Source organism: Pseudoduganella sp. R-43 (assembly GCF_049913255.1).
Classification (GTDB): domain Bacteria; phylum Pseudomonadota; class Gammaproteobacteria; order Burkholderiales; family Burkholderiaceae_D; genus Rugamonas.
Genome location: NZ_CP183988.1, coordinates 1148717 through 1172867, shown reverse-complemented (window position 1 = coordinate 1172867; position 24151 = coordinate 1148717). Strand labels below are relative to the sequence as shown.

19 protein-coding genes and 1 tRNA gene are annotated in these 24151 nt (G+C 60.1%); 12 read left to right on the top strand and 8 right to left on the bottom strand.

Annotated elements, in window-relative coordinates:
* Window positions 1-153 precede the first annotated feature (153 nt).
* A complete protein-coding gene (locus ACN9M3_RS05470) occupies window positions 154-5247 on the bottom strand; it encodes an RHS repeat-associated core domain-containing protein (RefSeq protein WP_426321047.1) in 5094 nt (1697 codons plus the stop codon).
* A gap of 30 nt (window positions 5248-5277) precedes the next feature.
* Window positions 5278-6711: a DUF2169 family type VI secretion system accessory protein gene (locus ACN9M3_RS05465; RefSeq protein ID WP_426321045.1), complete on the bottom strand. Its 1434-nt coding sequence runs from the start codon at window positions 6709-6711 to the stop codon at window positions 5278-5280.
* A 198-nt stretch (window positions 6712-6909) separates the two neighbouring features.
* Here ACN9M3_RS05465 and ACN9M3_RS05460 point away from each other — a divergent pair, with 198 nt between their 5' ends.
* Entirely contained in the window at window positions 6910-8064 is a 1155-nt protein-coding gene (locus tag ACN9M3_RS05460) for a TIGR04552 family protein (RefSeq protein ID WP_426321043.1), read from the top strand.
* Here ACN9M3_RS05460 and ACN9M3_RS05455 read toward each other — a convergent pair.
* Window positions 8061-8309, bottom strand: a complete 249-nt coding sequence (locus ACN9M3_RS05455) for a DUF1059 domain-containing protein (RefSeq protein ID WP_426168303.1) — start codon at window positions 8307-8309, stop codon at window positions 8061-8063. The genes ACN9M3_RS05460 and ACN9M3_RS05455 overlap by 4 nt on opposite strands.
* A 58-nt stretch (window positions 8310-8367) precedes the next feature.
* Complete coding sequence (locus tag ACN9M3_RS05450) at window positions 8368-9234, bottom strand: CsgG/HfaB family protein (protein WP_426321041.1); 867 nt, start codon at window positions 9232-9234, stop codon at window positions 8368-8370.
* 125 nt (window positions 9235-9359) lie between these two features.
* Here ACN9M3_RS05450 and ACN9M3_RS05445 point away from each other — a divergent pair, with 125 nt between their 5' ends.
* Window positions 9360-9656, top strand: coding sequence for a PsiF family protein (locus ACN9M3_RS05445; protein WP_426168298.1), 297 nt, complete (start codon window positions 9360-9362; stop codon window positions 9654-9656).
* An 8-nt stretch (window positions 9657-9664) separates the two neighbouring features.
* On the opposite strand, the gene ACN9M3_RS05440 is transcribed toward ACN9M3_RS05445, so the two are convergent.
* Together ACN9M3_RS05440 and ACN9M3_RS05435 are read right to left on the bottom strand one after the other, a co-directional pair.
* Window positions 9665-10948: a hypothetical protein gene (locus ACN9M3_RS05440; RefSeq protein WP_426321039.1), complete on the bottom strand. Its 1284-nt coding sequence runs from the start codon at window positions 10946-10948 to the stop codon at window positions 9665-9667.
* 39 nt (window positions 10949-10987) lie between these two features.
* A complete protein-coding gene (locus ACN9M3_RS05435) occupies window positions 10988-12907 on the bottom strand; it encodes a PAS domain S-box protein (protein ID WP_426321037.1) in 1920 nt (639 codons plus the stop codon).
* 53 nt (window positions 12908-12960) lie between these two features.
* On the opposite strand from ACN9M3_RS05435, the gene ACN9M3_RS05430 reads away from it, so the two are divergent.
* The gene (locus ACN9M3_RS05430; RefSeq protein ID WP_426321036.1) at window positions 12961-13923 is read left to right on the top strand and encodes a hypothetical protein; all 963 of its coding nucleotides are present in this window, start codon (window positions 12961-12963) and stop codon (window positions 13921-13923) included.
* 161 nt (window positions 13924-14084) lie between these two features.
* Window positions 14085-14771 (top strand): hypothetical protein, encoded by a 687-nt coding sequence (locus ACN9M3_RS05425; protein ID WP_426321034.1) that lies wholly within the window; start codon window positions 14085-14087, stop codon window positions 14769-14771.
* Between the two features lie 12 nt (window positions 14772-14783).
* Here ACN9M3_RS05425 and ACN9M3_RS05420 read toward each other — a convergent pair whose 3' ends face one another.
* Together ACN9M3_RS05420 and ACN9M3_RS05415 are read right to left on the bottom strand one after the other, a co-directional pair.
* Window positions 14784-16118 (bottom strand): GAF domain-containing protein, encoded by a 1335-nt coding sequence (locus ACN9M3_RS05420; RefSeq protein WP_426321032.1) that lies wholly within the window; start codon window positions 16116-16118, stop codon window positions 14784-14786.
* Window positions 16115-16603: a hypothetical protein gene (locus ACN9M3_RS05415; protein ID WP_426168282.1), complete on the bottom strand. Its 489-nt coding sequence runs from the start codon at window positions 16601-16603 to the stop codon at window positions 16115-16117. Before ACN9M3_RS05415 ends, ACN9M3_RS05420 begins: the two co-directional genes overlap by 4 nt.
* 70 nt (window positions 16604-16673) lie before the next feature.
* Here ACN9M3_RS05415 and ACN9M3_RS05410 point away from each other — a divergent pair.
* From ACN9M3_RS05410 to ACN9M3_RS05375, 8 genes are all read left to right on the top strand, one after another.
* Window positions 16674-16749, top strand: a tRNA-Phe gene (locus ACN9M3_RS05410).
* Between the two features lie 172 nt (window positions 16750-16921).
* A complete protein-coding gene (locus tag ACN9M3_RS05405; RefSeq protein ID WP_426321030.1) occupies window positions 16922-18484 on the top strand; it encodes a hypothetical protein in 1563 nt (520 codons plus the stop codon).
* Window positions 18481-19278, top strand: a complete 798-nt coding sequence (locus ACN9M3_RS05400; RefSeq protein ID WP_426321028.1) for a 1-deoxy-D-xylulose-5-phosphate synthase N-terminal domain-containing protein — start codon at window positions 18481-18483, stop codon at window positions 19276-19278. Before ACN9M3_RS05405 ends, ACN9M3_RS05400 begins: the two co-directional genes overlap by 4 nt.
* Window positions 19275-20165 (top strand): transketolase family protein, encoded by an 891-nt coding sequence (locus ACN9M3_RS05395; protein WP_426321026.1) that lies wholly within the window; start codon window positions 19275-19277, stop codon window positions 20163-20165. Before ACN9M3_RS05400 ends, ACN9M3_RS05395 begins: the two co-directional genes overlap by 4 nt.
* Window positions 20162-22126, top strand: a complete 1965-nt coding sequence (locus ACN9M3_RS05390; RefSeq protein ID WP_426321024.1) for an NAD-dependent epimerase/dehydratase family protein — start codon at window positions 20162-20164, stop codon at window positions 22124-22126. Before ACN9M3_RS05395 ends, ACN9M3_RS05390 begins: the two co-directional genes overlap by 4 nt.
* Complete coding sequence (locus ACN9M3_RS05385) at window positions 22123-23031, top strand: class I SAM-dependent methyltransferase (RefSeq protein ID WP_426321022.1); 909 nt, start codon at window positions 22123-22125, stop codon at window positions 23029-23031. Before ACN9M3_RS05390 ends, ACN9M3_RS05385 begins: the two co-directional genes overlap by 4 nt.
* A complete protein-coding gene (locus ACN9M3_RS05380) occupies window positions 23028-23762 on the top strand; it encodes a class I SAM-dependent methyltransferase (protein ID WP_426321020.1) in 735 nt (244 codons plus the stop codon). The genes ACN9M3_RS05385 and ACN9M3_RS05380 overlap by 4 nt, the downstream gene beginning before the upstream one ends.
* A complete protein-coding gene (locus tag ACN9M3_RS05375; RefSeq protein ID WP_426321018.1) occupies window positions 23759-24115 on the top strand; it encodes a hypothetical protein in 357 nt (118 codons plus the stop codon). Before ACN9M3_RS05380 ends, ACN9M3_RS05375 begins: the two co-directional genes overlap by 4 nt.
* The last annotated feature ends 36 nt before the right edge of the window (window positions 24116-24151 follow it).

Here is a 24151-nt window from a genome sequence, read left to right as displayed (position 1 = left end):
GTGATGCTGAGACAGATCTCATAATTATCAAGTGACCATTCTCCCTTAGAAAAAGACACGAACTCCTCGTACGCAAGACTTGCCGCCCTTATAACTTTCCCAGGGAGATTAAAGTCTTTCGGATAGTGATCTAATTCCCACATCTGTCCTCCATCAAAATTCATGCTCAATCCCTCCCTGTAAGACCTTGTACTTGCCACTTGGGGTACCTAGATATGACTTGTGGCACTTATTTTTTTGCGATGCGAACATGTGTGTCCGCCTATCCGAGTCAGAAAAATTGTCGCTCTTGAAGCTATCCCGCAACGGATCGCTTGTTCGAATTACACTCCCATTCTTGCCTTCGAGAGAATAATCACCATGCGTATGATAGTCTCCAACCACTGTCGCCCCGCTCGGAACTTGCGGTAAAGCAAAAATTGGCTTGAATGTACGACCGGTTCCAGGAACCGGTATTGTCGCGTAATATTTGCCACCCTTTTCATAAATCAGCCCACCATATTCTTTGTTGTTCTTAATCGCTTTGGCATTCGCGGCATCCAATGCACTACGCGCTACGTCATCGGCACAATTTCCAACGTGAGGAGTGCGCTTCAACCCGTTAGGATCGGTCCACCTCGTCGGGTTCGGTCCATAAATGTAGGGGTTTTCGCCGCCGCTGAGTCCAATAGGATCTTGCGACAGGAAACGCCCTATACTGGGGTCGTAATAGCGATGCCGGTTGTAATGGAGTCCCGTCTCTTCGTCATAGTACTGTCCCTGAAATCGCAGCGCCTGTACCACATTCACCACGCCATAGCGCAGGACCCCGCCCCAGGCTCGATAGCGCGCCGACCAAAAAATCTCTCCGTGGCAATCAATCAACTCAAGTGGCGTACCAAGGTGATCGCACTGATAATGAAGCACGTGGTCAGCGCTGGAGTTGCCGTCAGCCTGCTCGAACCGTTGCATCCATTCTGCACGATGGACCTGCGCCTTATTGAATTCCTGCTGCACCTGCCAAAACTCGACATGTGCATCCGGATCATTTTTGACGCCGGGTAGCGCCCATTCCTCTATGCGACATAGATGACTATTGGCCGGCTTATAACAAGCAGCCCCTTCCCCCGATTCGATTCGGGCGAGGGGCACAAAACTGTTCGGTTCGTAGAGATATGTGATTGTTTTGTCCGGCCACACCTCTTGCAACAAGGTGTCGCCATCCCAGACGAAGAGCGTGAGACTGTCCGTATCGGTAACCTCGGCGGACGGCGCGGCATTCCTGGCGTCCCAGCGTTGTGAGGTCAACTGCTTGGCAATGCGCCTTCCAAATGCATCGTAGCTGTAGCGTGCAATTTGCCGAGAATGAGCAAAGGTGCGGGTGGCTGTCGTCAGTCTGTTTTCTGTATCGTAGGAAAATTCAAGGACGCCTTCATCGTTGGCACTTGCTGCCACGCGCAAGCGCTTGCTAATGGTGTTCCCCTGCACATCGTATTCATACACATACCCCATGTATTGTCGCAGCAAGTTATGCGTGACTTTGGCCAGCTTTGGCGGAATGGCCGCTATATTGGTTGGCTGCTCATCCAATTCACGCAGAACCTTGCGGGTGTCGATTTGAACCGGATTCCCACTTACATCTGAATCCAGTAAATTGCCGGCAGGATCGAAGGCAAACGTTTCCTTCAAGTCGCGCTGAGTTGCTGAGAGCAACTGACCGAGCGGGTCATAGGTGTAGCGGGTACTGCCGCTTGATAGGTCGTCGATTAGCGTCAGATTGCTCGCAGCGTCATAATCGTAACGTCGCTCACGCAGGCGCTCAGCTCCTTTACTCAATGTGAAGGTGCGCAGACGCGATTGCGGGTCGTAGCTTCGGCTCTCCGTCAGCCGTTCCCGTTCGCCCCCAAGCTGGCGCGTAGTTTCTCGATGCAGCTGGTCGCGTTCCAAATCGACCAGTGATTTACCTTGCCATAACGTGCCATGCCAATGGCCAGAACCGTAGCGCAGCGTGTCGATACGGCGGCCGTTGGGCAGGATAGTCTGAATACGATTGCCCAGCTCATCGTAGGCATGGGTCATCGTAAAGGCCGCCACATACTCTCTTGGGGTGTCAGGTAGGCGTGGGGCGGCCAGCGCATAAGCGACACGTTCGTCAACCAATTGGCCTAGCGGGTCATATTCAAAGCGATTCTCGGCCTGCGGCGACGTCACCGCAATCAAGCGCCCAAGCGCATCGTAGGCGTAGCGCACCGCGCCATCGGGGCTGCTTTTCGCCAGCAGTTGGCCCAGCGCGTCGCGGGCAAAATCAGTTTGCACGCCATTGCAGGCAGCGCCAATCAGCTGGCCCGCCTGGTTGTACGTGTAGGTCGTGGTCTTGCCATCGAATCCTGTTTCGCTGACCAGCCGGCTTTCGGCGTCATAAGCAAAGCGATATGACTCGCCATTACCATTGATCAGTTCGATCAAGCGGAGCGCCTTGTCGTAGACATAGCTTAGTGTCTGACCTTTGGCGTCGATGCGTTCGATTGGCTGGCCATGCCCATTGTAGCGATAGCGCGTGACCTGGCCTTTGCCGTCCGTATAGGCAAGCAGTTGCCCTTCGGCGTCGTATTCAAATTGCTCTGTCGTTTGATTGGGGCGCGTTACGGCTGCGAGCTGGCCGTGGGCATTGTAGACGTAATGGCTGGTATTGCCGGCGGCGTCGATATGCTCGGCCAGGCGGCTATTCCGATCATAGTTGTAGCGCGTGGTAAAGCCGGAACAATCGGTGTACGCAGCCAGTCGACCGCCCTGGTCATATACAAGGCGCTTAGTGCCGCCGCGTGCATCTGTCAGCAGCGACAGGCGTCCTTGCGCATCGTAGGCATAGCCGGTGCTGTGACCCAATGCATCGATGCGCTCGACGATGCGTCCGGCCTCGTCATAACGGCTACGAGTGGTATGGCCCAGCGCATCGGTGACGGCGATGGGCTGGTTGTGGCCATCATATTCGATATGGGTCGTATGGCCTTGGGCATCGGTGATCGACGTCAGGTTGCCGGCAAGGTCGTACTCGTATCGTGTGGCATTGTGTTCGGCATCGGTTTCGGCCAGCAGCATGCCGTCACGGTCCCATTCGCGCCGTCCCAGTACGCGTGCGTTGCCATCAGGTCCAATGCGGCGCACGCATGTCGCGAGCCAGTTGGCGTTGAAGCTGTATTCCAGTACACCGCCGTCAGCTTCAGTGACGCGGGTGGTGTCGGCATCAACATAGTCGATCTGTACTTCGCCATTTCCGTCGGACGTGCTGGTGCGTATGGCGCGCGCCTGATAGCTGTTGTTGAAGTTGATCGGATGGCGTTCAGCGAGTTGTGGGGATCCGAGTAGGGAGCCAGCCCAGCGTTCACGTAGAAAGGCCAGGCTGACCCATTCCAGCCCGTGCGCGAACCCTGTGTAAGTGGTGTATTGCCTAAGCAGGTGATGCTGATAGCTGTAGGTACGCGATTGGCCGGCCAGGTCAGTTTGCTCTACCAGATCACAGCGCAGTGGGAATGGGGTGAGAGGATCGCTGGCGTCAATGAGGCTGGCTTCGTACCTGTAGCGCACCAGGCACTGGCGGCTGCCATCGGCGTCGACTCGTTCAACACGGCCAATACGTGGCATTGCTACTGGCGCATCGTCAGCCACCTCTTCTGGTAGATAGTCAGCACGCAGCGCTTCGAGCGCCAGCCCGTCGTCGGTGCGAATACGCAGCAGCGATTCTCCGGGTTTGGCCTCGTGGATGCGCTCGATTTGGATGCCCTTGCCGTCACGGCCAGCGTGCCGGGCCAGATAGTACCGTTGGGCGCGCACCGGAGCGCGTGGCGCCAGCATTGCGTTGACGCCTTCGTGACCATGCGGCAGCCAGCCATCCGGCCCTGAGAGGTAGGTATCGTTCGCCCCATCGCGCCAAACCAGCGTGATCTGATTCTCGCTGTCGCGGCGCAAGGTAAAACCTTCGGCTCTGCTATCGTGCTCCTGGCCGATGGCGAGCATGGGCAAGCGCAGTGCACGCCCGCTATCGTCATGATAGACAATGCCTTGGGCGCAAACTGAGATTGAACTTGAGAATGGCGTCGCCCAACGTGCACCCAATACGCCCCAGTCTTCCGTTTCAGAACCGGATCGATACGTCCGGACCCACTCCAGGGGTGTCGGTCCTTCCAATACAAAGTCCGTTTGCTGCAGGATTTCTTCCCCAGTGCCAAAGTGCACAGGGCGTTTGCTTTTCACGGGTTTGCCGCCCGGCGCGCCGTTTTTGGGGCAGCAGTCGGACGGTTTGTCCGCTTTTTCTCCCTTGGGCTTCTTGGTCTTCCCACCATCATGCCCTTCCTTGTCGCCTTTGCCACCATCAGCTTTCTTGGGTTCTGGCGGCGCTTTCTTGGGCGGTGTCGGGGTCTTGCCTGGTACGGCATTCTTCTTGGCTGCCAGTTTCTTGATCCAACCGCCGACGAAGGGCAGCTTTTTCAGAGCAAGGTTTTCCGCAGCATTCCATGCCATATCGCCGGCCATGCCCAGCACGTCAGGCGCCTTTCCGGTGAGGACGAAGTTGGCGGCATTATCAAGTGCAGTCGCTGTCGAATCAACGGCAAGCCCCGTGGCAGCCACGCCGCCGCCAACAGTAGCGCCGGCTGCGGCACCAGTCTCCATCACAGCCGCTGCCGGCAAGCCGACGCCGGTGGCGCCGACCGCAAGTCCCGCGCCGCCCAGCGCGGCGCTGCCCATGCCGATCTTGCCGCCGACATCCATTGCCTTGCCGCCGAACTGGTGCATCGGTTCGGAGTACTTATCCTTGTATTCCTGCGCAGCCTCTTTCAACGTCGGCAGTTCGACACCCAGAATCGTCAGCCGCGGGCGCGGCGCTTGCACCTGGCGTTCGTGAATACGGCCGATCGTATTCTTGTCGTTCATGTAGATCAGTCGCGATTCCTGGATCGTCTGCGCCCCATTCGATCCCTTGGTCGAACTGAACTCCATCGGCTGCGCGCGCTTGAGATAGGTCTGGCTCTTGATGCCACCCAAGGTGCCTCGTTCATCACCGATGATGCTCGGGATGAAGCTCTTGTTGTGCAGCAGGACCGGTTCGCCATGGGTCTTGACGTTTCTTGAGACGTCGGCCGCGTCTTTGAATTCTCCCTTGATGTTGTAAGGGAGTACGGCAACGCTGCTTCCCACTGGCGTCTTGCAGAAGTCCGGACTGAGGCTGACGCAGTAGAAGCGTTTCGATTTGGTGACTGTTTCGTGAGCCATGGCGATTCTTGTTGCGGGTTGTGTGTGGTGTCAGGCGGCCAGGGGAGCGGGTTCAAGCTGGGCGGTCGGCCATTCGTTCAGGCGTGCCAGCTGCTCGGCTTCGGTAGCGTGCATCAGGCGAACGTCCTCGAATTCTCCGTCAGCGACAATGGCAAGCCGCCACACCAATTCAAGCCGCTCGGCTTCCATATCGATCACGACGGTGTCGATCGCCAGCGGCAGGACCGCAATCCCGCCCGCCTCCGTTGCGCCCATGACAAACAGCGACTGCTGCGGCAAGGCGAAGGCCAGGTGACGGTTGCCAGCTTGGTCAAGCTGCGCCAGGGTCGACGAAGGATGCGACAGGTTGGTCAGCGTGAACTGCTCGCCGCCAGCCAGGTGAGGACACTGCTGGTCATCCGGGGCGCCGTTCCAATAGCGGAAATCGAAATCCTTGGGCAGAAGCGGTATCTCGTTTTCCTGCCAGTCGGACTTTTCTTCGACCGTACCGACCAGCGTGCGGCGAGGCAGCCACCCACGCCCCACATATCCCATGCCGGCGGTCTCCAGGTCGGTTTGGCCTTGGGCTACCTTCCAGAACAAGTCCGCACTGAACGGCCGCGCCGGATATTCAATGCAGGGTGCAGACAGCTCAGAGGTCCGGGTCGCGTCCAGGTACCACTTCCTGCTGAAACCACAGCCTGCCGGATTTTGCTGGCTGCTGTCGTGCGCATCTGGGGCGCCAGGCGGCGTTGGATAATTGGCGGCCTGCTCATCTTCCATGCGGTGCTTCTTTGGAATCCGTTTCGTCAAGCCGCTGGCACGCTCCACGCGGCACTCGCCGCCAAAAGCCGACTCGTAGCGCAACGGGATAGCCGTTGCCGGCTCTGCGGATGTCAGGCGCCACGGCGCGGCACGCAGCAAGCCACCCAGCCATCGAACAGGCGCGGCGCGGCGACGCAGATAGCGCTTCCCCGTCACGTTCAGGGTTTTGTCGACCAGGACCTTGCCGGGTATGCGGGTTCGCTCCGCGATTTCCACTTGCCGCTGCCATTCCTCGAAAACCGCGGGCGACAAAGCCTGCATGGGATTGAGCGGACGCGGCCGCTCGGGGATCGGCGCCGGCGCATCAGGATGGTTCACCCGCAGCCCGACATGGAAATGCGGCACCTTAACGTTGGCTGGCGGATGGGCTTCGCCGATGACCACGACATCGCAGAGCGGCTTATACGGCGCCAGGTCGCTTTCTACCCTTACGCTCTTTTCCAGATCGTCATCAAAGTGTTGGTCCTTGTCGTACAGCGGCAACGGCTCATCGGTAGGAATGAGCCTGGCCATGCCGGCGATTTCACCCGGCACCATGCGGTATCCTGTCTTGGCGACGATCACGTGAAACGCAACGCCGTTCTGGTCGATGGTATCGAAGTGCAGCGCGTCGAGCTCGGTACGGTTATCAAATCGCAGGCTGGGAATGGATGGAATCACTGTTATTTCAGGAGAATAATTTTCGGCCGACACTATATTATTAAAATAATAACGTCGTTGTAAATGCGATTTTCAATCGTGCGCAGCCCGCCAAGACGCAGGGCCGATTTCGATACAACACCGCGCTTGCGGCTTGCACCGGCGACTGCGATACTTTCTTTAAAGACTGGACGGTTGCACCAATTCACGAACGCCGCCATGCATCCCTCACTCAAGTGCCAGGGCAAGTTTTCCCTGAACTGGACCTACCTGAATGCCATCGCCTCCGGCGTGTCGGCCATCGACCTCGGCGGCCTGGCCCTGCGCAACCAGCATGACGCGCGCCAGTTCGTGCGCGAATACGGCTTCGACATCGACAACCCGCATGCGCGCGCAGTGATCGCCCGCGCCCACGCTGAAGCGCTGGATTTCATCTGCACCAGCTTCCTGGCCCCCGTGCAGGCCGCCCTGGTCCCGCCGGAAGTGATGGCGCCGGAAGACCCGCTGGACTTGCTGGTATTCGCTTCCCTGCACGGCAATGAGCAAGTCGAGCTGCGCCGCATGTGGTCTTGCGCCGTGCTCAAGGTCATGCACGGCATTTTCTACATCGATAACAACCTCAAGCTGCGCTACTTCAACACCATTCGCCAGCAAGTGTTTGCTAGCCTGGACGAAGTGATCCGCGAAGAGGACGGCCAGTTCTACCTGAGCGATGGCGAAACCTGCCTGCCCTTGCTGCACTTTGACCGCAAGAACAACAAGAGCCGCGGCAGTATCCTGCTGAAGCTGCTGCAAAAGGCCGCCTACCTGGCTGCCGACATCTTCGACCACCTCGGCGTGCGGCTGGTGTTCAACACGCGCTTCGAATGCCTGCTTGCCCTGCGCACCCTGCAGCGCGCCCACCTGATATCGGTCACCAATGTCGACTCCCAGCGTACCCGCAACACCCTGCTCGACATGGAGGCCGCGAAGGAAGTGTTCACCCAGTACCGCTGCCTGCTGGAAGCGGCCGACGGCTACCCGGCTGAATTACTGGAAAAGATGGATGCGGAGCTGATGGCCATCTCGTCGCCGCAAACGCGGGCCGACAACCCGCACAGCGGCGCCGGCTTCAACAGCATCCAGGTTACGGTCCGCAAGATGATCCACCTGCCGCCGGACGACCCGGCAAGCGGCGGCCCCGACTACGACATCGGCTTCTTCTTCGAGTACGAGATCCAGTTGATGGACAAGGCCAGCCATGGCCGCACGCTGGAAGGCCCAGCCAGCCATGACGCCTACAAGAAACGCCAGGTCGAGACAGCGCGCCTGCGCGTGCTCGGGCGCGACCTGCTGCGCTACCTGGAAACCCGGCCCTCGGAGCAAGCCGCCTAGTGCGGCCTGACGCCTTCCGGCGCGCCTGTCGTGGCGCCTGGCGGCATCGCATGTTCCGGCGGCATGCCTTCATGGATCATGCCGCGGATGGCGCTGCGTAGTTCAGGACTGTCCGCATGCTTGTGGACCGAGACGGCGTGCTGGACGGCCACTTCCAGCAGCTCGTCTTCGTTGTCTGCCGATATCGCGACGCTGCATTGCGCATCGCTGGGGAATTCGCGGCAGTCGATATATTTGCGGGTCATGGCGGCCTCCCTTCCGAAGAGCTACTTACACTATAGTTCGCCTGGCCCGCAATGGAACTCAGTTTTTCTTCTTGCCGGCTTTCTTCTCGAGCTCTTTGGATGCCGGCGTCGATCCGCCTTGCACACCCAGCGCGCCGCCCGTGCCCATGCCGCCGGCAACCTCCTGCGTCTTATAGTTGCGCACCGCCTTCACCAGCTGGTTGTACGAGTCCATGAAGGAGGCGATCAGGATCTTGCCCTCCGGCGTGTTGGAATAGCCACCGGCCGCGCCGAAGCCGCCGCCGCCGAACAGCGCGCCGCCAACGTTGAAGTCATAGTTCTTGGCGCTGCCCTCCGCCGCCGCCAGCTGGATGCCGGAACGGTTGTCCACCATCAGCAAGGTGGTCGAGGCCTCGTTCGCCTTCAGCCCGCCAGCGACAACGCCCGCCACGCTACCCAGCAGTCCCAGGCCGCCCAGCGCGCCGCCGACACCCTGCGTGCCTTTCTGGCTGAAGGTGATGCTCGGGCTCATGGTGTAATCGGCCGCCACCATCTGGCCTTTGCCGTAGTTGCTGCCGGCCCGCATTTCACCGGACGAAGCCAGCGCCCGTTCCTGCATCAGCTTGCCCATTGCCGCCCCCCGTTCGACGACGACGAAGCAATTCGATTGCTGGATCATCATGCGCAGCACTGGCACGGTTGAGCCGAGCTTGTATTGCGACAGGTGGTGGTACCACGGCGCAGCCGTATCTTCCACCACGCCGAGCGTGCCGAGCGGCTTGTCACATTTTTCCAACTGGGTATTCGCATTCGACGCCGTGGCGCCGCCCGCGGAACCGGTGGCCATGGTTGGCGCCCCGCCCAGTTTTGGATCCGTGCCCGCGCAGGCCGACAGCAACAGCAGCGCCAGGCCGGCATAGCTTGCCCCTTTCAAGTTCTTGTCCATGTTCACTCCCCAGTAGAAACGACCGTTTGAACTCATCGGCGTCCTTTGAGAATAGGTCACATCGACAAAAAATCTATGTATAGTTACTACCGCAAGACCAACTCAACTGTTAGAAGGAACCCCTCATGAAAAAACTGATCATTGCCGCCCTGGCCCTGTCTTGTTCCGCCGCTTTCGCCGCGGACCCGGCGCCGGCAAAGAACTCCCAGCAATCCAAGATGACGACCTGCAATAAGGAAGCCGAAGGCAAGAAGGGTGACGAACGCAAGGCATTCATGAAGGAATGCCTGAGTGCGAAACCCGCCGCGCCGGCGACACAGCAGGACAAGATGAAGACCTGCAACGCAGACGCGGCAGGGAAGAAGGGCGATGAGCGCAAGGCCTTCATGAAAGAATGCCTGAGCGCGAAAAAAGCCGCCTGATCAGCTCATCAGCGTAGGCCGCTGGCCAGGCGCGGCGACGACAGCAAAGTCTTGAACGCTTCCCAGCGCTGCTTGCGGGCGGCCACCGGATCGGTGGCCGTCACATGTTTTTCCACCCAGGCCTTGACCAGGTCCTTGCCCAGGTTGTAGTTGATGACGTAGCCGCGGTTGGCGTCATAGAAGGACAGGCGCTGCGCCGATTTCTCCGGCGGGTACAAGGCCACGTTCACCAGCCATTCGATGGTCTGCTCGCGCGTCCACTTCCCTTCCAGGTAAGCCTGCGCCGCGTCGTTGTCGGCGTAGCTCAGCTTGCCGAGCAATTTCATGAGCTGCGCGTATTGCGGCGCCAGGGCGGGGTCCAATCCCGCCAAGGGGTACAGCACCTTCTGCTCGAAGGCCAGCCGTTCTTCGTCGGTGAAGGCCATTTCGATGCCGTAGTTCGCGCTGCCCTCGGCAATCAGCGACATCGGCGAATACAGCGGGTACACGCTGAACTCTACCCAGTTGCGCTGCTTGACCAGCGCCTGCTCCAGCAAGGCGTTATAGACGTGATGGCCCGGATAGCCTTCGTGGCAGCCCAGGTCCACAGCGCGCTCGATGTAGATCGGGAATTCGGTATTGATCTGGATCAGGCTATGCGCATTGCCCTTGTACCAGTTATAGCCGGACCACGGCTTGTTGGCGACGAATTCCAGCACGAAGCTTTCCTTCTGCGGCAATGCCATGAAGGCAGCGGTACGCTCGCGGCAGGCAGCAATGGCGGCATCGAACACGGGCTTCAACCTGCCCTTGGGGATGGCGAACTTGGCGCGGAAAGCTTTCAGGCGCTCCGGCAGCGAACCCTCGCCAGGCAGCAGCTTGTCGACCTGCGCCACCAGCGCCATGTAGTAGGCGCGGTCGTGATGCGGAGTGACGGCGTCGTACAGCAACGCGGTCTCCTCGTCGAAGCTGAATTTGCGGCCCTCCAGCATCTCGACGCGCGCTTCCATGGCCTTGAGCTGCTTGGCAAGGAACTCGATGCGCAGCGCTTCGTCGGCACCAGCGGCCTTCTGCTGCGCGATGTCGCGCTGTGCCGCCACCACGCCGGCCTTGATCGACGCCAGGCTTTGCTTGTCCTGCGCCGCCTGCTGTTCCAGTTCCGGCGGGCCGTAGTAGGCATCCACATAGCTGGCGTCGTGTTGGCCGATGGCCAGCACCAGCTTGCGGTAGCGTTCCGCCACGTCCTGCACCGACGCTGCCATGGCGCTGCCAGCCATCAGCATGGCCAATCCTCCCAGTACGATTTTTTTCATGTCCCCTCCGCGGCTTGTGCCAAAGCCGTAGAGTGTAACTCAGGCCGTGCGCAACTGGCGGGCCAGGTCGGCCAGGCGATACGGCTTGCCGACGACGGCAAACTCCTGGTCCGACTGCGGGAAGCCGGAAGACAAGATGATCTTGATGCGCGGGTAGCGCTGGCGCACTTCGCGCGCCAGTTCCAGGCCGGTCATTCCGTTCGGCATCATCACGTCGCTGAACAGCACGTCGACTTCGCTGTCGCGCTGCAGTGCGCGCAAGGCAGCCGCCGCATCGTTGGCATGCAAGGTGGCGTAGCCCATGGACTGGAACAGTTCGCGCGCCGACTCCATCACCAGCGGGTCGTCGTCCACGATCAGCACGCGTTCCTCGCGCGCCGCGCGCGGCGCCGGCGTTTCCGGCACCGCCTCCTCCAGGGCCGGCAGGAAGAGATTGATGCATGTACCCTTGCCTTCCTCGGTGTCGATTGTCACACCGCCGCCGGATTGCACGATAAAGCCGTACACCTGGCTCAATCCCAGGCCGGAACCCTTGCCGACTTCCTTGGTGGTATAAAACGGTTCAAAGGCGCGCCGGCGCACTTCCTCGCTCATGCCGGTGCCGGTGTCGGCAACGCTGACCCGCACATAGTCGCCGGCAGGCAGGGCTCCCTCCTTGTTGGCTTCGAGGCTGACGTTGCGCGTGGTGACTTCCAGCGTGCCGCCTTCGGGCATGGCATCGCGCGCATTGACCACCAGGTTAAGCAGGGCTGCCTCGAAGCGCGCTTCGTCAATCGAGGCCTGGCGCAGTTTGGGGTCAAGGTCCATTTCAAAGCGCATCAGCGGGCCGGCCGCGCGCCGCAGCACGCCTTCGAAGCCAAGCACCAGGCGGTTCAGCTGCTGCACGCTGGGCGCCAGCGGCTGCTGGCGCGCAAAGGCCAGCAGTTGCTGCGTCAACGCGGCGCCCCGGTCGACCGCGCGGCGCATGCTGTCCAGCACGCGCGCACCGGCAGCTTCCGGCGGCGCGGTGCGCAGGATGTCGATGCCGTTCGATACCACAGCCAGCAGGTTGTTGAAGTCGTGCGCCACGCCGCCCGTCAATTGCCCGATCGATTCCATCTTCTGCGCCTGGAACAGGGCCGCGCGCGCCTGCTCCAGCGATTCCTGCGCCTGGCGCTGCTCGGTGTTGTCGCGCGTGACTTTGGCAAAGCCGAGCAACTCGCCGTCATCATCGTACAGCGCATCAATCACGGCGTGGGCCCAGAAGCGCGTGCCGTCCTTGCGCACGCGCCAGCCTTCGCTTTCGTAGCGGCCCGCCCGCGCCGCAACTTCGAGCGCGCGATCCGGCACCCCTGCCGCCTTGTCATCTTCAGTAAAGAAGCGCCGATAGTGGGTGCCCAGCACCTCCTCCGGCGCATAGCCCTTGATGCGTTGCGCGCCCAGATTCCAGTTGGTGATCAAGCCTTGCGGCGACAGCATGTAGATTGCGTAGTCGATCACGCCTTGCACCAGCAGGCGGAAACTCCGTTCGCTTTCGCGCAGGGCTTCCATGACGCGCTTGCGCTCCGTAACATCGCGCGTGACGTTGGCAAAGCCGACATGCTCGCCGTCCGGCGTATAGATCGGGTCGATCACCACGCTGGCCCAGAACAGCGAGCCATCCTTGCGCACCCGCCAGCCCTCGCTTTCAAAACGGCCTTCGCGCAGCGCTGTTGCGAGGGCGCGCTGCGCCAGGCCGGCCTGCTGGTCTTCCGGCGTATGGAAGCGCGAGAAATGCATGCCGAGCACTTCGCTTTCGCTGAAACCGTTGAAACGCTGGGCGCCCGCATTCCAGCTACTGATGCGGCCTTCCGTGTCCATCATGTAGATCGCGTAGTCGCTGATGCTGGATACCAGGAGTTCATACCTGGTTGACAGACTCTCAAGCGCCGGAGCTTCGTTGATCATCAGTAGCGGGCGCGCACTGCTGCGCGCATTCATTGTGCGAGGATTTCAGCAGGATGCCACAATCTGCAATTATGTGGAAAACGACATTGTTGCTGGCCCTGGCCTCGGCCATGGCCCTGCCCACGGTGGAGGTGCCCGGCACCCGTTCGCCGGTGGACAAGTCCTACCGCAAGATGCTGCAGGGCGTGGAGCGTTTCAAGCGCGAGCGCGCGCTGGCGCCGCAGGCCACGCTGCGCTTCCGCCTCCTGCCGCGCCAGCCGGGCACCGATATGCAAGGCATCAGGCTGAAGGTGGTGGGCGATACCACCAGCATGGCGGTGCCGGTCGGCGCCGACAACAGCTTCACGCTGGACTACAACGAACAACTGTGGCGCGAAGACAGCGCGGTTCTTGCCAACCGCAAGACCCTGTCCATGACATGGCGCGCCGAAGTGCGCAGCCCGGGCGTACCGGCAGGCATGCGGCGCCTGGGCGACCTGCGGCTGGAATGCCTGGTCGGCATGGAGGCCGGGCTGGTGTCCAACAACGCCCACCTGTTTGCCTGGCTCGATGAGTTCCTGCGCAGTCCGGACAAGGTATGCAGCGACCCGCACGGCAACTATATGTTCTTTACGGAAAAACCGTTATTCTCCGTTACCCTGCAGGCAGGCGAGCGGCACGCCACCCTGCCCTTCCACGCGCTGTATGCGGGCAATCCGCCCGCTGCTGAAATGCCCTACTGCGACTGCCAAGTGCTGCTCGACCGCAGTTACTTCGCCCCGATATGGGACCGCAGCTGGCCGGACGACACCCTGCTGGGCTTCGAATACATGGACGACCCGCCACCCGCCAGCCCGGCCGCCCCGCGCGACCGTACGGCAACGCGTGCCGCACTGGGCCCGCCCCAGCTCAGCCTGCGCTTCGGCAGCGGCCGCGAAGTCTGGCTGTACCAGTCCACGCCACCCATCCCCCTGGAGCCCGGCCCCGACGGCCGCCCGCGCATGGGCGAGCATGTGCTGCTGTTCGCCCTCGACGGCGCCACGCTGAAGTCGCGCCAACGTGCACCATGAAAGTCGGGGTCAGGTCTGGCAATCCGCCAAAATGGCGGATTGCCAGACCTGACCCCGACTTTTGCTTAAGAAGTTTTTAAGGTTTGCTGAGGGAGTTTTTAAGAACGCGGCGATGTCTTCATGACTACCATTCTCTTCGTACCCACCCGAGGACGAATGACATGAGCAAACCGCGAATCAATATGTACTCCGGCATCCACAAGGCGCTGCGCCACTTCATGAGCGACACGGAAAGCCGCCTGTCCCGCACCGACGCCGCCGATAACGAAGACCTGCAGGGCAGCCTGGCGCAGGTGCGCGAACTGCTGGCCATGATGCGCAAGCACCTGCAACACGAGCGCGATTTCGTGCATCCTGCAATGAACGCGCGCCATCCCGGCTCGGCGCAGCTGGCCGAAGGCGACCATGATCACCACGACTGGGCCATCGACAAGCTGCTGGCGCTGTGCGACCACTGTGCCACTGCGGTCGGCGGCGCCCGCTTCCAGCACCTGGAGCACCTGCACTTGCAACTGTCGGTCTTCATCGGCGAGAACCTGGTGCATATGAACCTGGAGGAAACCGAGCACAATGCCGTGCTGTGGACCTGCTACTCCGACGAGGAACTGCACCAGATCCACGAGCGCATCATTGCTGCCATTACGCCGGAGGAAATGCAGGCAACCATGCGCTGGATGATCCCGGCCGTGAGCCCGGCCGAACGCGCCGGCATGCTGCTGGGCATGCGCGCCGGCATGCCGCCGCCGCTGTTCGAAGGCATACTGTCACTCACGCGCAGCCTGGTCAGCGCACGCGACATGCAGAAGCTGGAAGCAGTACTGGCAGCGCCGCAGCCGATCGCCGCATGAAGCGCCGCAGGCTCAGGCTTCCGTCAACCGCAAGGGGCGCTGGACGCACAAGCGGAAATGGCCGCGTCCTGTTTTCTCGATGCGCACCGGCGCCTCGCGTTCGCACAGGCGCCGCGCCAGCAGGACCAGGCGCGCTTCCAGGTTGTCGCTGATGTCCGGCAGGCGCACGCGCTGGTCCAGCCGCAGTTCGCGATTGCTGAAGGCGGTCTTGCCATGCGCAACAAAGTCCTGCAGCAAGGCCCACAGCACGGCTCCCGCCACGCCCTTGATCATGTAGTCGTTGCCGAAGAAGACAGAATCGTTGTCGCCGAAGTGGCGCACCGCCAATGGCATCCCCTGCACATCGGGCAGCGCCTCCATTTCGGGCTCAGGCTCGGGAACCGGCACGTTCTGCATGATGTGCATGGCCATCGCCAGCTGGCCGCACAAGGTCACCAGCGCATCTTCGTCATCGTAGCTAAAGCGCAGGTCTTGCGGGCTTTCCACGTACAGCACGCCGATCAGGCGCTCGCAGCCCTGGATCGGCACGGCGAGCTGGCTGCGCGATGCGGCCAGCCCTGGAAAGGGAATCTCGGTCTGCAGTGCATGTCCCAGCCCTGTACCTTCCGCCTGCTGCCGGATCGCGCGGCTGTAGCTGTATTCGGCCGTCATGTGGCTGATGCGGATTGCCGTGCCTTCGCGCGCCGCGACACCAATCACGCCCTGCCCCAGCGGAATTTCGGAGCCCACGCCCGATTGCTCGTAACCTTGGCTGGCCACCGTGTACAGGCAGGCCGCCTGCGGATCGTGCAGCAGCAGCATGGCGTGGCTGATGCCCATCTTCTCGTTCAGGCAAGCCATGGTTTCATCGAACAGTTGCGCCAGGTCGCGGCAGGCCAGCAGGCGCTCGGAACACAGGCGCAGTGCGGCCAGGGTGTTGCGCGGCGGCGGGGGCGGCGGCGCCACATCGCGGTCCACGCAGACGATCTCGGTGACACGGAACACATCGGAGCCAAGCAACCTGAATACGCCCGTCATGCCGACATGCGAGGCCAGGCCGGCCAGCTTGGCCTTCATGCTTTCGAACAGTTGGCCGGAAGTTTCGGTGCGCAGGTATTGCAGCGCCAGCGAATACTGGGCTCCGGTATAGGGATTGACCACCGTCAGCCTGGCATGCGGATTGGCCAGGATATTGGCGCGTGTCTTGTTGAAGAACTGGTAGGACAGCGCCACGTGGTCGCGGTCCATGTACTGCACTTGCGACAGGTAGGAGGCGTTCGGCATGCCGGCCAGGTCGGCCGTGCCCAGCACAGCCGGGATGACGCCCTCTAAGCACTCGCGGATGGTGTCGAGCATGATCGCGCTCATTCGCCTGCCTCCAGCTTCTTGCCGGCGTTGGGCCCCGGCGTCTGGCTGTAGGCCTCGCTGGGACAGAAGCTCAGCGCCACCAGTTCCTCGGGCGGGCACGATAGCAGGGTGCGCACCATCTTTTCGTGGAAGCCGATCGCGCCCACCTCCGCCACGAAGGCGTCGCGGTAAGCCTCGACCAGTTGCACGTCGTCCGGCTGCAGCGCCGCCACCCGCGCATCGCGGCTCTTCAGCTGCATGGTACGGTGGGTGGAAGGCTGGGTGAAGGCGACGGCAATGGCGCCGCTGGCAAAGATGTCGCGCTGCACCGCCTGCGACTTCGCTTCCGGCACGAAGACCGTGACCCGGCGGCCGTCGTCGCTGACGCGGCAGCCGATGGCGCGCACAAGCTGGGGCAAGCCGTTGCGGTCGCAACTGGCCACGCTGATCGACACGCCTCCGCGCATGAACGCAATCTGTCCGGGATCGAGGTTTGCTGCACTCATGACAACATTCTATCGTACTGGGCTGAAGCCTTGGCAAAAGGAAAATCCGTCTGCTATAATTGCGCGCCTTGGCCTGGTAGCTCAGTTGGTAGAGCAGAGGACTGAAAATCCTTGTGTCGGTGGTTCGATTCCGCCCCGGGCCACCAAGAATAAAAATGAAAACGCCGACCCTTGCAGGTCGGCGTTTTTGTTTCAGCGCCCGCTTGACGCGTCCACTTCGCGGCCCAGATTGCCCCTTCGGAAGCGGTTCCAGCAAAGAAGGTGACGTCCCTCCCCCTACAGTTTAGAATGTCATTTTTCTCACAAAATGATGCCCGCATGCACGACGTCATAAGAAAGAATGACTATATCGTCCTCAAGACACTGGCAATTTCCTGTTTAGCTGTCTTTCTTTCTTTCATGTGGCAAGGCAATAAGGGACTAAATCTGTGGGATGAAGGATATCTCTGGTACGGCGCACAGCGTGTACTCAATAACGAAATCCCGATTCGCGATTTCCTGGCCTACGACCCAGGAAGGTATTACTGGTCCGCGACGATTATGAGCATTTTCGGCGACGCCGGCATCATGAGTCTACGCGCTGCAGTAGCAGTCTTCCAGGCCTACGGGTTATTCGTGGGAATGCTGTTAATTACAAGCTCTGAGCATAACAAGCCACGGACTGAATTCATACTTTGGCTGATAGCAGCAGCCACTTTCATGGTTTGGATGTTTCCGCGCCATAAGCTTTTCGATATCTCGATTTCGCTATTCTTGATTGGCGCACTTACTTACCTCATCAAGAATCCTACTGCTCGTCGCTATTTTATCGCAGGCGTTTGCGTGGGCGTAGCGGCGATATTTGGCCGCAACCACGGCATGTATGGCGCTATTGCTTGCCTTGGAGTCTTTGCCTGGTTTTCAATCAACAGTCGCTCTGGTTCAGGCCTCGTCCAGGCTAGCCTGCTCTGGGCAGGCGGGGTTGTAGTCGGTTTTCTCCCTGTCATATTGATGATTCTAGTTGTCCCGGGTTTTTCCAAGGCATTTTGGGAAAGTATTCGCTTTTTACTGGAAACAAAGTCGACCAATTTACCCTTGCCTGTTCCTTGGCCATGGTTGGTTGACTTCACTGGAGCCCCGGCCGGCGAAACTGCTCGAAGCGTCCTGGTCGGTCTTTTCTTCATGGCTGTTCTGATCTATGCGATTGCAGCGATTGCTTGGGTCACCTACTGCAAGGTCAAGGCGAAACCTGTCGCGCCAGCATTCGTGGCATCGGCGTTTCTTGCTTTACCGTACGCGCATTTTGCATTCTCACGTGCGGATATAGGCCACTTGGCCCAGGGCATTTTCCCACTGCTGGTGGGATGCATGCTGCTCTTCTCCTCAGCGCGAAGCCAGGTCAAATGGCCGCTTGCCCTAACACTGGTTAGCGCCAGCTTTTGGGTCATGCACGTATACCACCCCGGTTGGCAATGCCACGCGAGTACCCAGTGCGTCACTATTGAGGTTTCTGGGAAAGACCTTGAAGTGGATTCTAGTACCGCCCACGATGTGGCTCTGTTGCGAGAGCTGAGCCGGCAATACGCTCAAGGTGGCAAAACATTTATTGCAACGCCGGTCTGGCCTGGTGCATATGCCTTACTGGAGCGCAAGTCGCCTATGTGGGAAATTTATGCAATCCTTCCGCGCCCGGCCGCCTTTGAGGAAAAAGAGATCGAGCGCATCAAGGCGGCCGAGCCTGGCTTTGCCCTCGTAATTGATCTGCCACTCGATGGGCGCGACGATCTGCGCTTTAAAAATACACATCCATTGATTCAACAATATATAGCGCAGAATTATTTGCCAGTGCCGTTTGCTGGAAATGCGGCGTATAGAATTTTCAAATCGAAAGATACTGAATGATGGGCAAGCCTGATCCGCACTTCCGCGACCTCCTGCGCAAGACCAAATTGCGGCTCCTCCAACTTCACCGAGATGCGAACAGCGGGCATATCGGAGGCAACTTCTCGTGTATCGAAGCGCTGATGACCCTGCACCATCAAGTGATGAGACCATGCGACCGATTTATCCTCTCCAAAGGGCACTCTGCGGGCGCCCTCTACGTCACACAGTGGAGCCTGGGCCAACTCTCGGATGCTGAACTGGAAAGCTTCGCCCGCGATGATTCTTTACTCCCGGGTCACCCCAGCGGTGCCGGCATTCCAGGACTGATGTTTTCAACCGGGTCCCTCGGTCACGGTCCCTCGCTCGCTGCCGGTCTCGCGCTCGCGGCACGCCATAGAGGTCTTGCTCACCACATCTATTGCCTGTGTTCTGATGGCGAGTGGCAGGAAGGAAGCTGCTGGGAGGCGCTCAATTTTGCCGTCCATCAGCGCCTTGATAACCTGACCATACTGATTGACCAGAATGGGCTCCAAGGATTCGGCCGTACTGCCGACGTGATTTCCTGCGAGGACCTGACGCCGCGTTTGTCTGCGTTCGGCGCCAGCGTGCAGCACGTCAATGGCCACGATCCGGATGCAATTTGCGAAGCACTCAGTTCACCCGTCGCTGGTGCTCCGAGAGTGCTAACCCTCCAGACAGTCAAAGGTCACGGCCTGCATTTTGCGGATCAGCTTGAGTCCCACTACCTGCCCCTGTCAGATGCCAATTATTATGTAGCGCGAAACGCCGTGGAACAGGAGGGTCGCCGATGAGGAAAGCGTTTGCAGAAGCCGTCTTAACTCAGTGCAATCGCGAGGACTGGTTCTTCCTGACTGGCGATCTAGGCTTCATGGCTCTGGAAGAGGTCCAGACTGCGTTTGGCAATCGTTTTGTCAATGCCGGTGTGGCGGAACAAAACATGGTTGGCGTGGCGGCGGGGCTCGCGCGAGAAGAGCTGCGCGTTATCGTTTACAGTATTGCGCCATTCTGCTACGCGCGGCCTTTCGAGCAGATCCGCAACGACCTGTGCCTGGGCAAGCTACCCGTTTGTCTAGTCGGCAACGGCGGCGGATATGCATATGGCCATATGGGGCCTACCCATCACGCCTTGGAAGACTGCGCCGCGATGAACGCCCTAGGTGTGCGCGTCCTGGCTCCGGCTTTCGACGACGACCTTTCGGTCCTTCTCGCCCATTTGGAAATGCCTACCTACCTTCGACTTGGTTATGACGTCAGGCCGGCCGGCGAGAGCGTGCCCGGGTATGCCCCTTGGCGCGAAGTCCTACCTGGCAACAGCGGCGCGTTGGCAGCGCTGGGACCGATGGCTGGGCTTGCATGGCATGCCTTGGCAGGTCTCGACATCGACGCCAGGCCATCGGTTTGGGCGGTGTGCGAGTTCAATGGCGCCGCCATACCAGCCAGTTTCCTGGACCAAATAAGACGCGGTCCGCTGTACGTCCTGGAAGAACACGTTGCCCACGGAGGTCTTGGCATGCACCTGGCCTTTGAACTAGCAAAGCGTGGCCTAACGGCCGGGCGCTTCGTTCACCGACCGGCACTCGGTTACCCCGGCGGCCGCTTCGGCTCCCAGGCTTTTCACCGCAAGCAGTGCGGGCTCGATGCGGTTTCCATCCGCAATATGGTCACTGAGGGAAAATGAACTTAGAAGACAAGCTTAAAAGCCTCGCCGGCCCAGTGTTGGTACTCGGCGCCAGCGGTTTCATTGGGGCCAACTTACTGCGCCGCCTGCTGGCTGTACGCAGTGACGTTATCGGCACTGTTTTCGCCGGCGATACCTGGCGCCTCGACGGCATTTCATCGACCCATGTCGCATTCCTGAATCTACAGGATCCGGTCAGCGTCCGGTCGGTGCTGCACCGCGTCGCCCCCAAGACCATTTTTGATTGCTCGTCCTTTGGCGCCTATTCCTTCGAGCAGGACTTTGAGCGCGTCCATGCTACGAACTATCTCAGTTTTATCCGCTTGATGGAAGAAGTTGCCGACTTGAAGCTGGCGGCATTTATCCATGCCGGCAGTTCGTCCGAATATGGCCTCAATTCAGCAGGCCCTGTGGAAGACGCTACTTTACTGCCAAACAGCCATTATGCAGTCAGCAAGGTTGCGGCGAGCGCTGCCATTGCCTACTTTGGCAAAGTGCGCGGCATTCCGGTTGCCAACCTGCGCCTGTACGCTGTTTACGGCCCATTTGAGGATAGCTCGCGATTGATTCCTGCCTTGTGCGAAGCCAGCTTGAAAGGTGAACTGCCGATGCTGGCCCGCGCCGAGGTAAGCCGCGACTTCGTGCACGTTGACGACGTGATCGAAGCCTTTGCCGATGCCGCCCAGATGATGAGTCCCGACATCGCTGGCGAATCCATCAACATAGGCAGTGGCCAGCCAACTACACTTGCAGCATTGGCCGACATTGCGATCCAGTCTTTTGGTCTCGCCGCTGAACCGCGATTCAATCCCGCCGCGGGCCGCGCATGGGATACCGACAACTGGTTTGCCGATATTGGAAAGGCAAAACACCTGCTCGGCTGGTCTCCCAAGACCAGCCTCGCGGCTGGCCTGCAACAAACGCGCGCTTGGTGGCAGGCCCATCTCGTCCATGCGGAATTTGAACGGCTGACTAAGCGGACTCAATCACGCCAGGAAAAGAACTCCATATCCGCCGTGATCGCCTGTTATCGTGACGGCCAAGCGATTCCTATCATGCACGAGAGGCTGGTAGCGGTATTCCAACGCCTCGGACTCGATTACGAGATCATCTTCGTCAACGATAATTCACCGGACAACTCGGCCGAAACGATACGCGAAATCAGTGCCCAGGATCCTCATGTGATCGGCATTACCCACTCGCGCAATTTCGGCTCGCAAGCAGCCTTTCGCAGCGGCATGGAATTGGCGAGCAAGGAAGCCGTAGTGCTAATGGACGGCGATCTTCAGGATCCGCCAGAGCTGATCGAAGCGTTCGTCGAACGCTGGCGCGCTGGAGCAGACGTCATTTATGGTCGGCGCATCAAGCGAGAGATGCCGGTACTGATCGAGGCATGTTACCGGGCCTTCTACCGCGTCTTTGCAATCATGAGTGAAGTGCCGGTGCCCAAGGATGCGGGCGACTTTTCCTTGATCGATCGCAGCGTCGTGTACTGGCTACTGCAGTGCCAGGAGCGCGACTCCTTTTTGCGTGGGCTGCGCGCTTATGTAGGCTTCCGCCAGGAAGGTGTGGACTACGTGCGGCCAGAACGCATGTTTGGCGTCAGCACTAACAACTGGATCAAGAATATCGGCTGGGCTAAGAAAGGCATATTCTCCTTCTCGCGCATGCCCCTTCACCTGCTCACCGCGGTGGGCGGCATCGCAAGCTTTGGCACGGTTCTGCTGGCAATCTTTACCATTTTTGTGCGGCTATTCGAAGCCGATTCCGTCCCGAGGGGTGTTACTTTCCTGTCGCTGTTGGTCATGTTCTTTGGTTCTTTCACCCTGCTCGGCATCGGCTTGCTGGGGGAGTACATTGGCAAGATCTTCGAGGAAACCAAGGCTCGACCAGCCTTTATTCGCCGCAACCTGATTGTGCGCGGCGCAATTCGTCCGGCCGACCCACGGGGACAGGTGTGAGCAGCGAGCGCCCATGCCCCGTCTGCCTCGGCCGCAGCTATGCGCATTTCACCGATGAGCGTATTGATCCGGCACGCGTCGGCGCGTTGACTTACGCATCGCGCAAGCCACCGGAATTCATGTGCCTTCGCTTGGTACGCTGCAAAGACTGCGACCTGGTCTATGCGCCGACCCCCCCTGCCGAGGATTTCCTCCATGCAGCCTATTCCGACGCGGATTTCGATTCCGGCCCCGAAGCGTTGGCAGCAGCCCAAACCTATGCCGACGCCCTGCGGGTCCACCTGCCGGGACTAGCACGCCGCAATGCCGCAGTCGACGTCGGCGCCGGTAGCGGACCACTGCTCCCCTTCCTCCAGGAGCAAGGTTTTTTTCCGGTGATCGGGATCGAGCCATCGCGCGCGGCAATCGAGGCCGCTCCGCCAGCAGCACGACCACTGCTGCGGGAAGGCATGTTCTCGGCGGCAATGCTGGAAGGCGAGACCCTCTCCCTGATCACATCGTTCATGACTCTCGAACACCTTCGCGACCCGGGTGAATTCGTCTCCACCGCGCATGGCCTGCTGGAACCCGGGGGAGCAATTGCGGTCGTGGTGCACAATTGGCGCGCCCCGCTGAATCGCCTGCTCGGCCCGCGTTCGCCAATTATCGACGTCGAGCACCTGCAGCTTTTCAGTCCCCGAGCACTGCATGAGCTCCTTGCGCGCACAGGCTTCGAGCACATCGCACTCAAGCCCATCCGCAACGCCTATCCCTTACGCTATTGGCTGCGGCTCACCCCTTTGCCTGCCAGCGCCAAGCGGTTACTCCTTCGCCTGCTCGAACGCAGCGGTCTGGCGGATCGCCAAATCGCCATGAACGTAGGTAATATGCTCGCTGTTGGCTACAAACCTGAACCCTCGAAATGACCCAGTCTGATTTCAAGCAAAATGTCCGCCGCTTTGACGAAGACGTTCGCAAACAAGGCTCCTACGCCTACACTGGCGAGCGCCTGTCTGCCCGGCTCGCCAATGGCCGGATTAGCCGTAGCATTGCCGAATCCTTTGACTTCCAGGATGCATCCGTGCTCGACCTCGGTTGCGGAGACGGTGCCTACACAGTCGAATTCGCTGGCCTTGGCGTGCGCCAGGTGATCGGACTGGATCCGGCCGCTGTCGCGATCGAGGCAGCCCGCACCCGCGCTCACGCCTTGGGCGTGGCCGGCACAGTTAGCTTCGAAGTTGGCAATATTTATGATCTGGACCAATACCTCAGTCCTGGCCAATTCGACTGCATCGTGATCAGGGGGGTGTTGCACCACCTGCCCGATCCGGCGCGCGCCTTGGCCGGCCTGGCAACATTCGAAGGCACGGTGGTTGTGCTAGAGCCCAACGGCAATAATCCAGTACTCAAGCTGCTAGAGCGCTTCTCGCGCTACCACATCGAGCATGAAGAACGCTCGTTCCGTCCCCGCTTGATCGGTGCCTGGTTGGGCGCAGCTGGCCTGACCGTGCGTAGCTGTCGCTTGCTGAACCTGGTGCCATTCTTCTGCCCAGATCCCTTTGCCAAGTTCCTTCGGGCAGCCGAACCGTTGGTCGAACGCATTCCCCTGCTAAGAGACATCGCTTGCGGCCAGAGCATTATCGTCGCCAAGCGATGAAGAAGGTCGCCTCCCTAGCAGGAATGATCCTATGCATGACCGCGTCTCAGGTCTTCCTTAAGTTCGCCGCCCTGCATTCAGTAGTCCATGTCGGCGCGCTGCCGGGGTTCATTCGCAATCCATGGCTATGGACCGCCGTGACCTGTTCTGCCGGCGGCATTTGCTGCTGGCTGCTGACGCTGCGCCAGCTACCGCTGGCAGTGGCCTATCCCTGGACAGCATTGATCTATGTCATCACGCCGCTGGTAGGCGCCTGGTGCTTCGCTGAATTGCTCAGCGCAAGCTATGCTGTCGGGATCGTACTCATCCTCTTGGGGGTGTTACTGACCAGCCGCGGAGTAGCGCAGCGATGAGCCCGGCGGAACTCGGATTGTGCCTAGCCTCGCTTA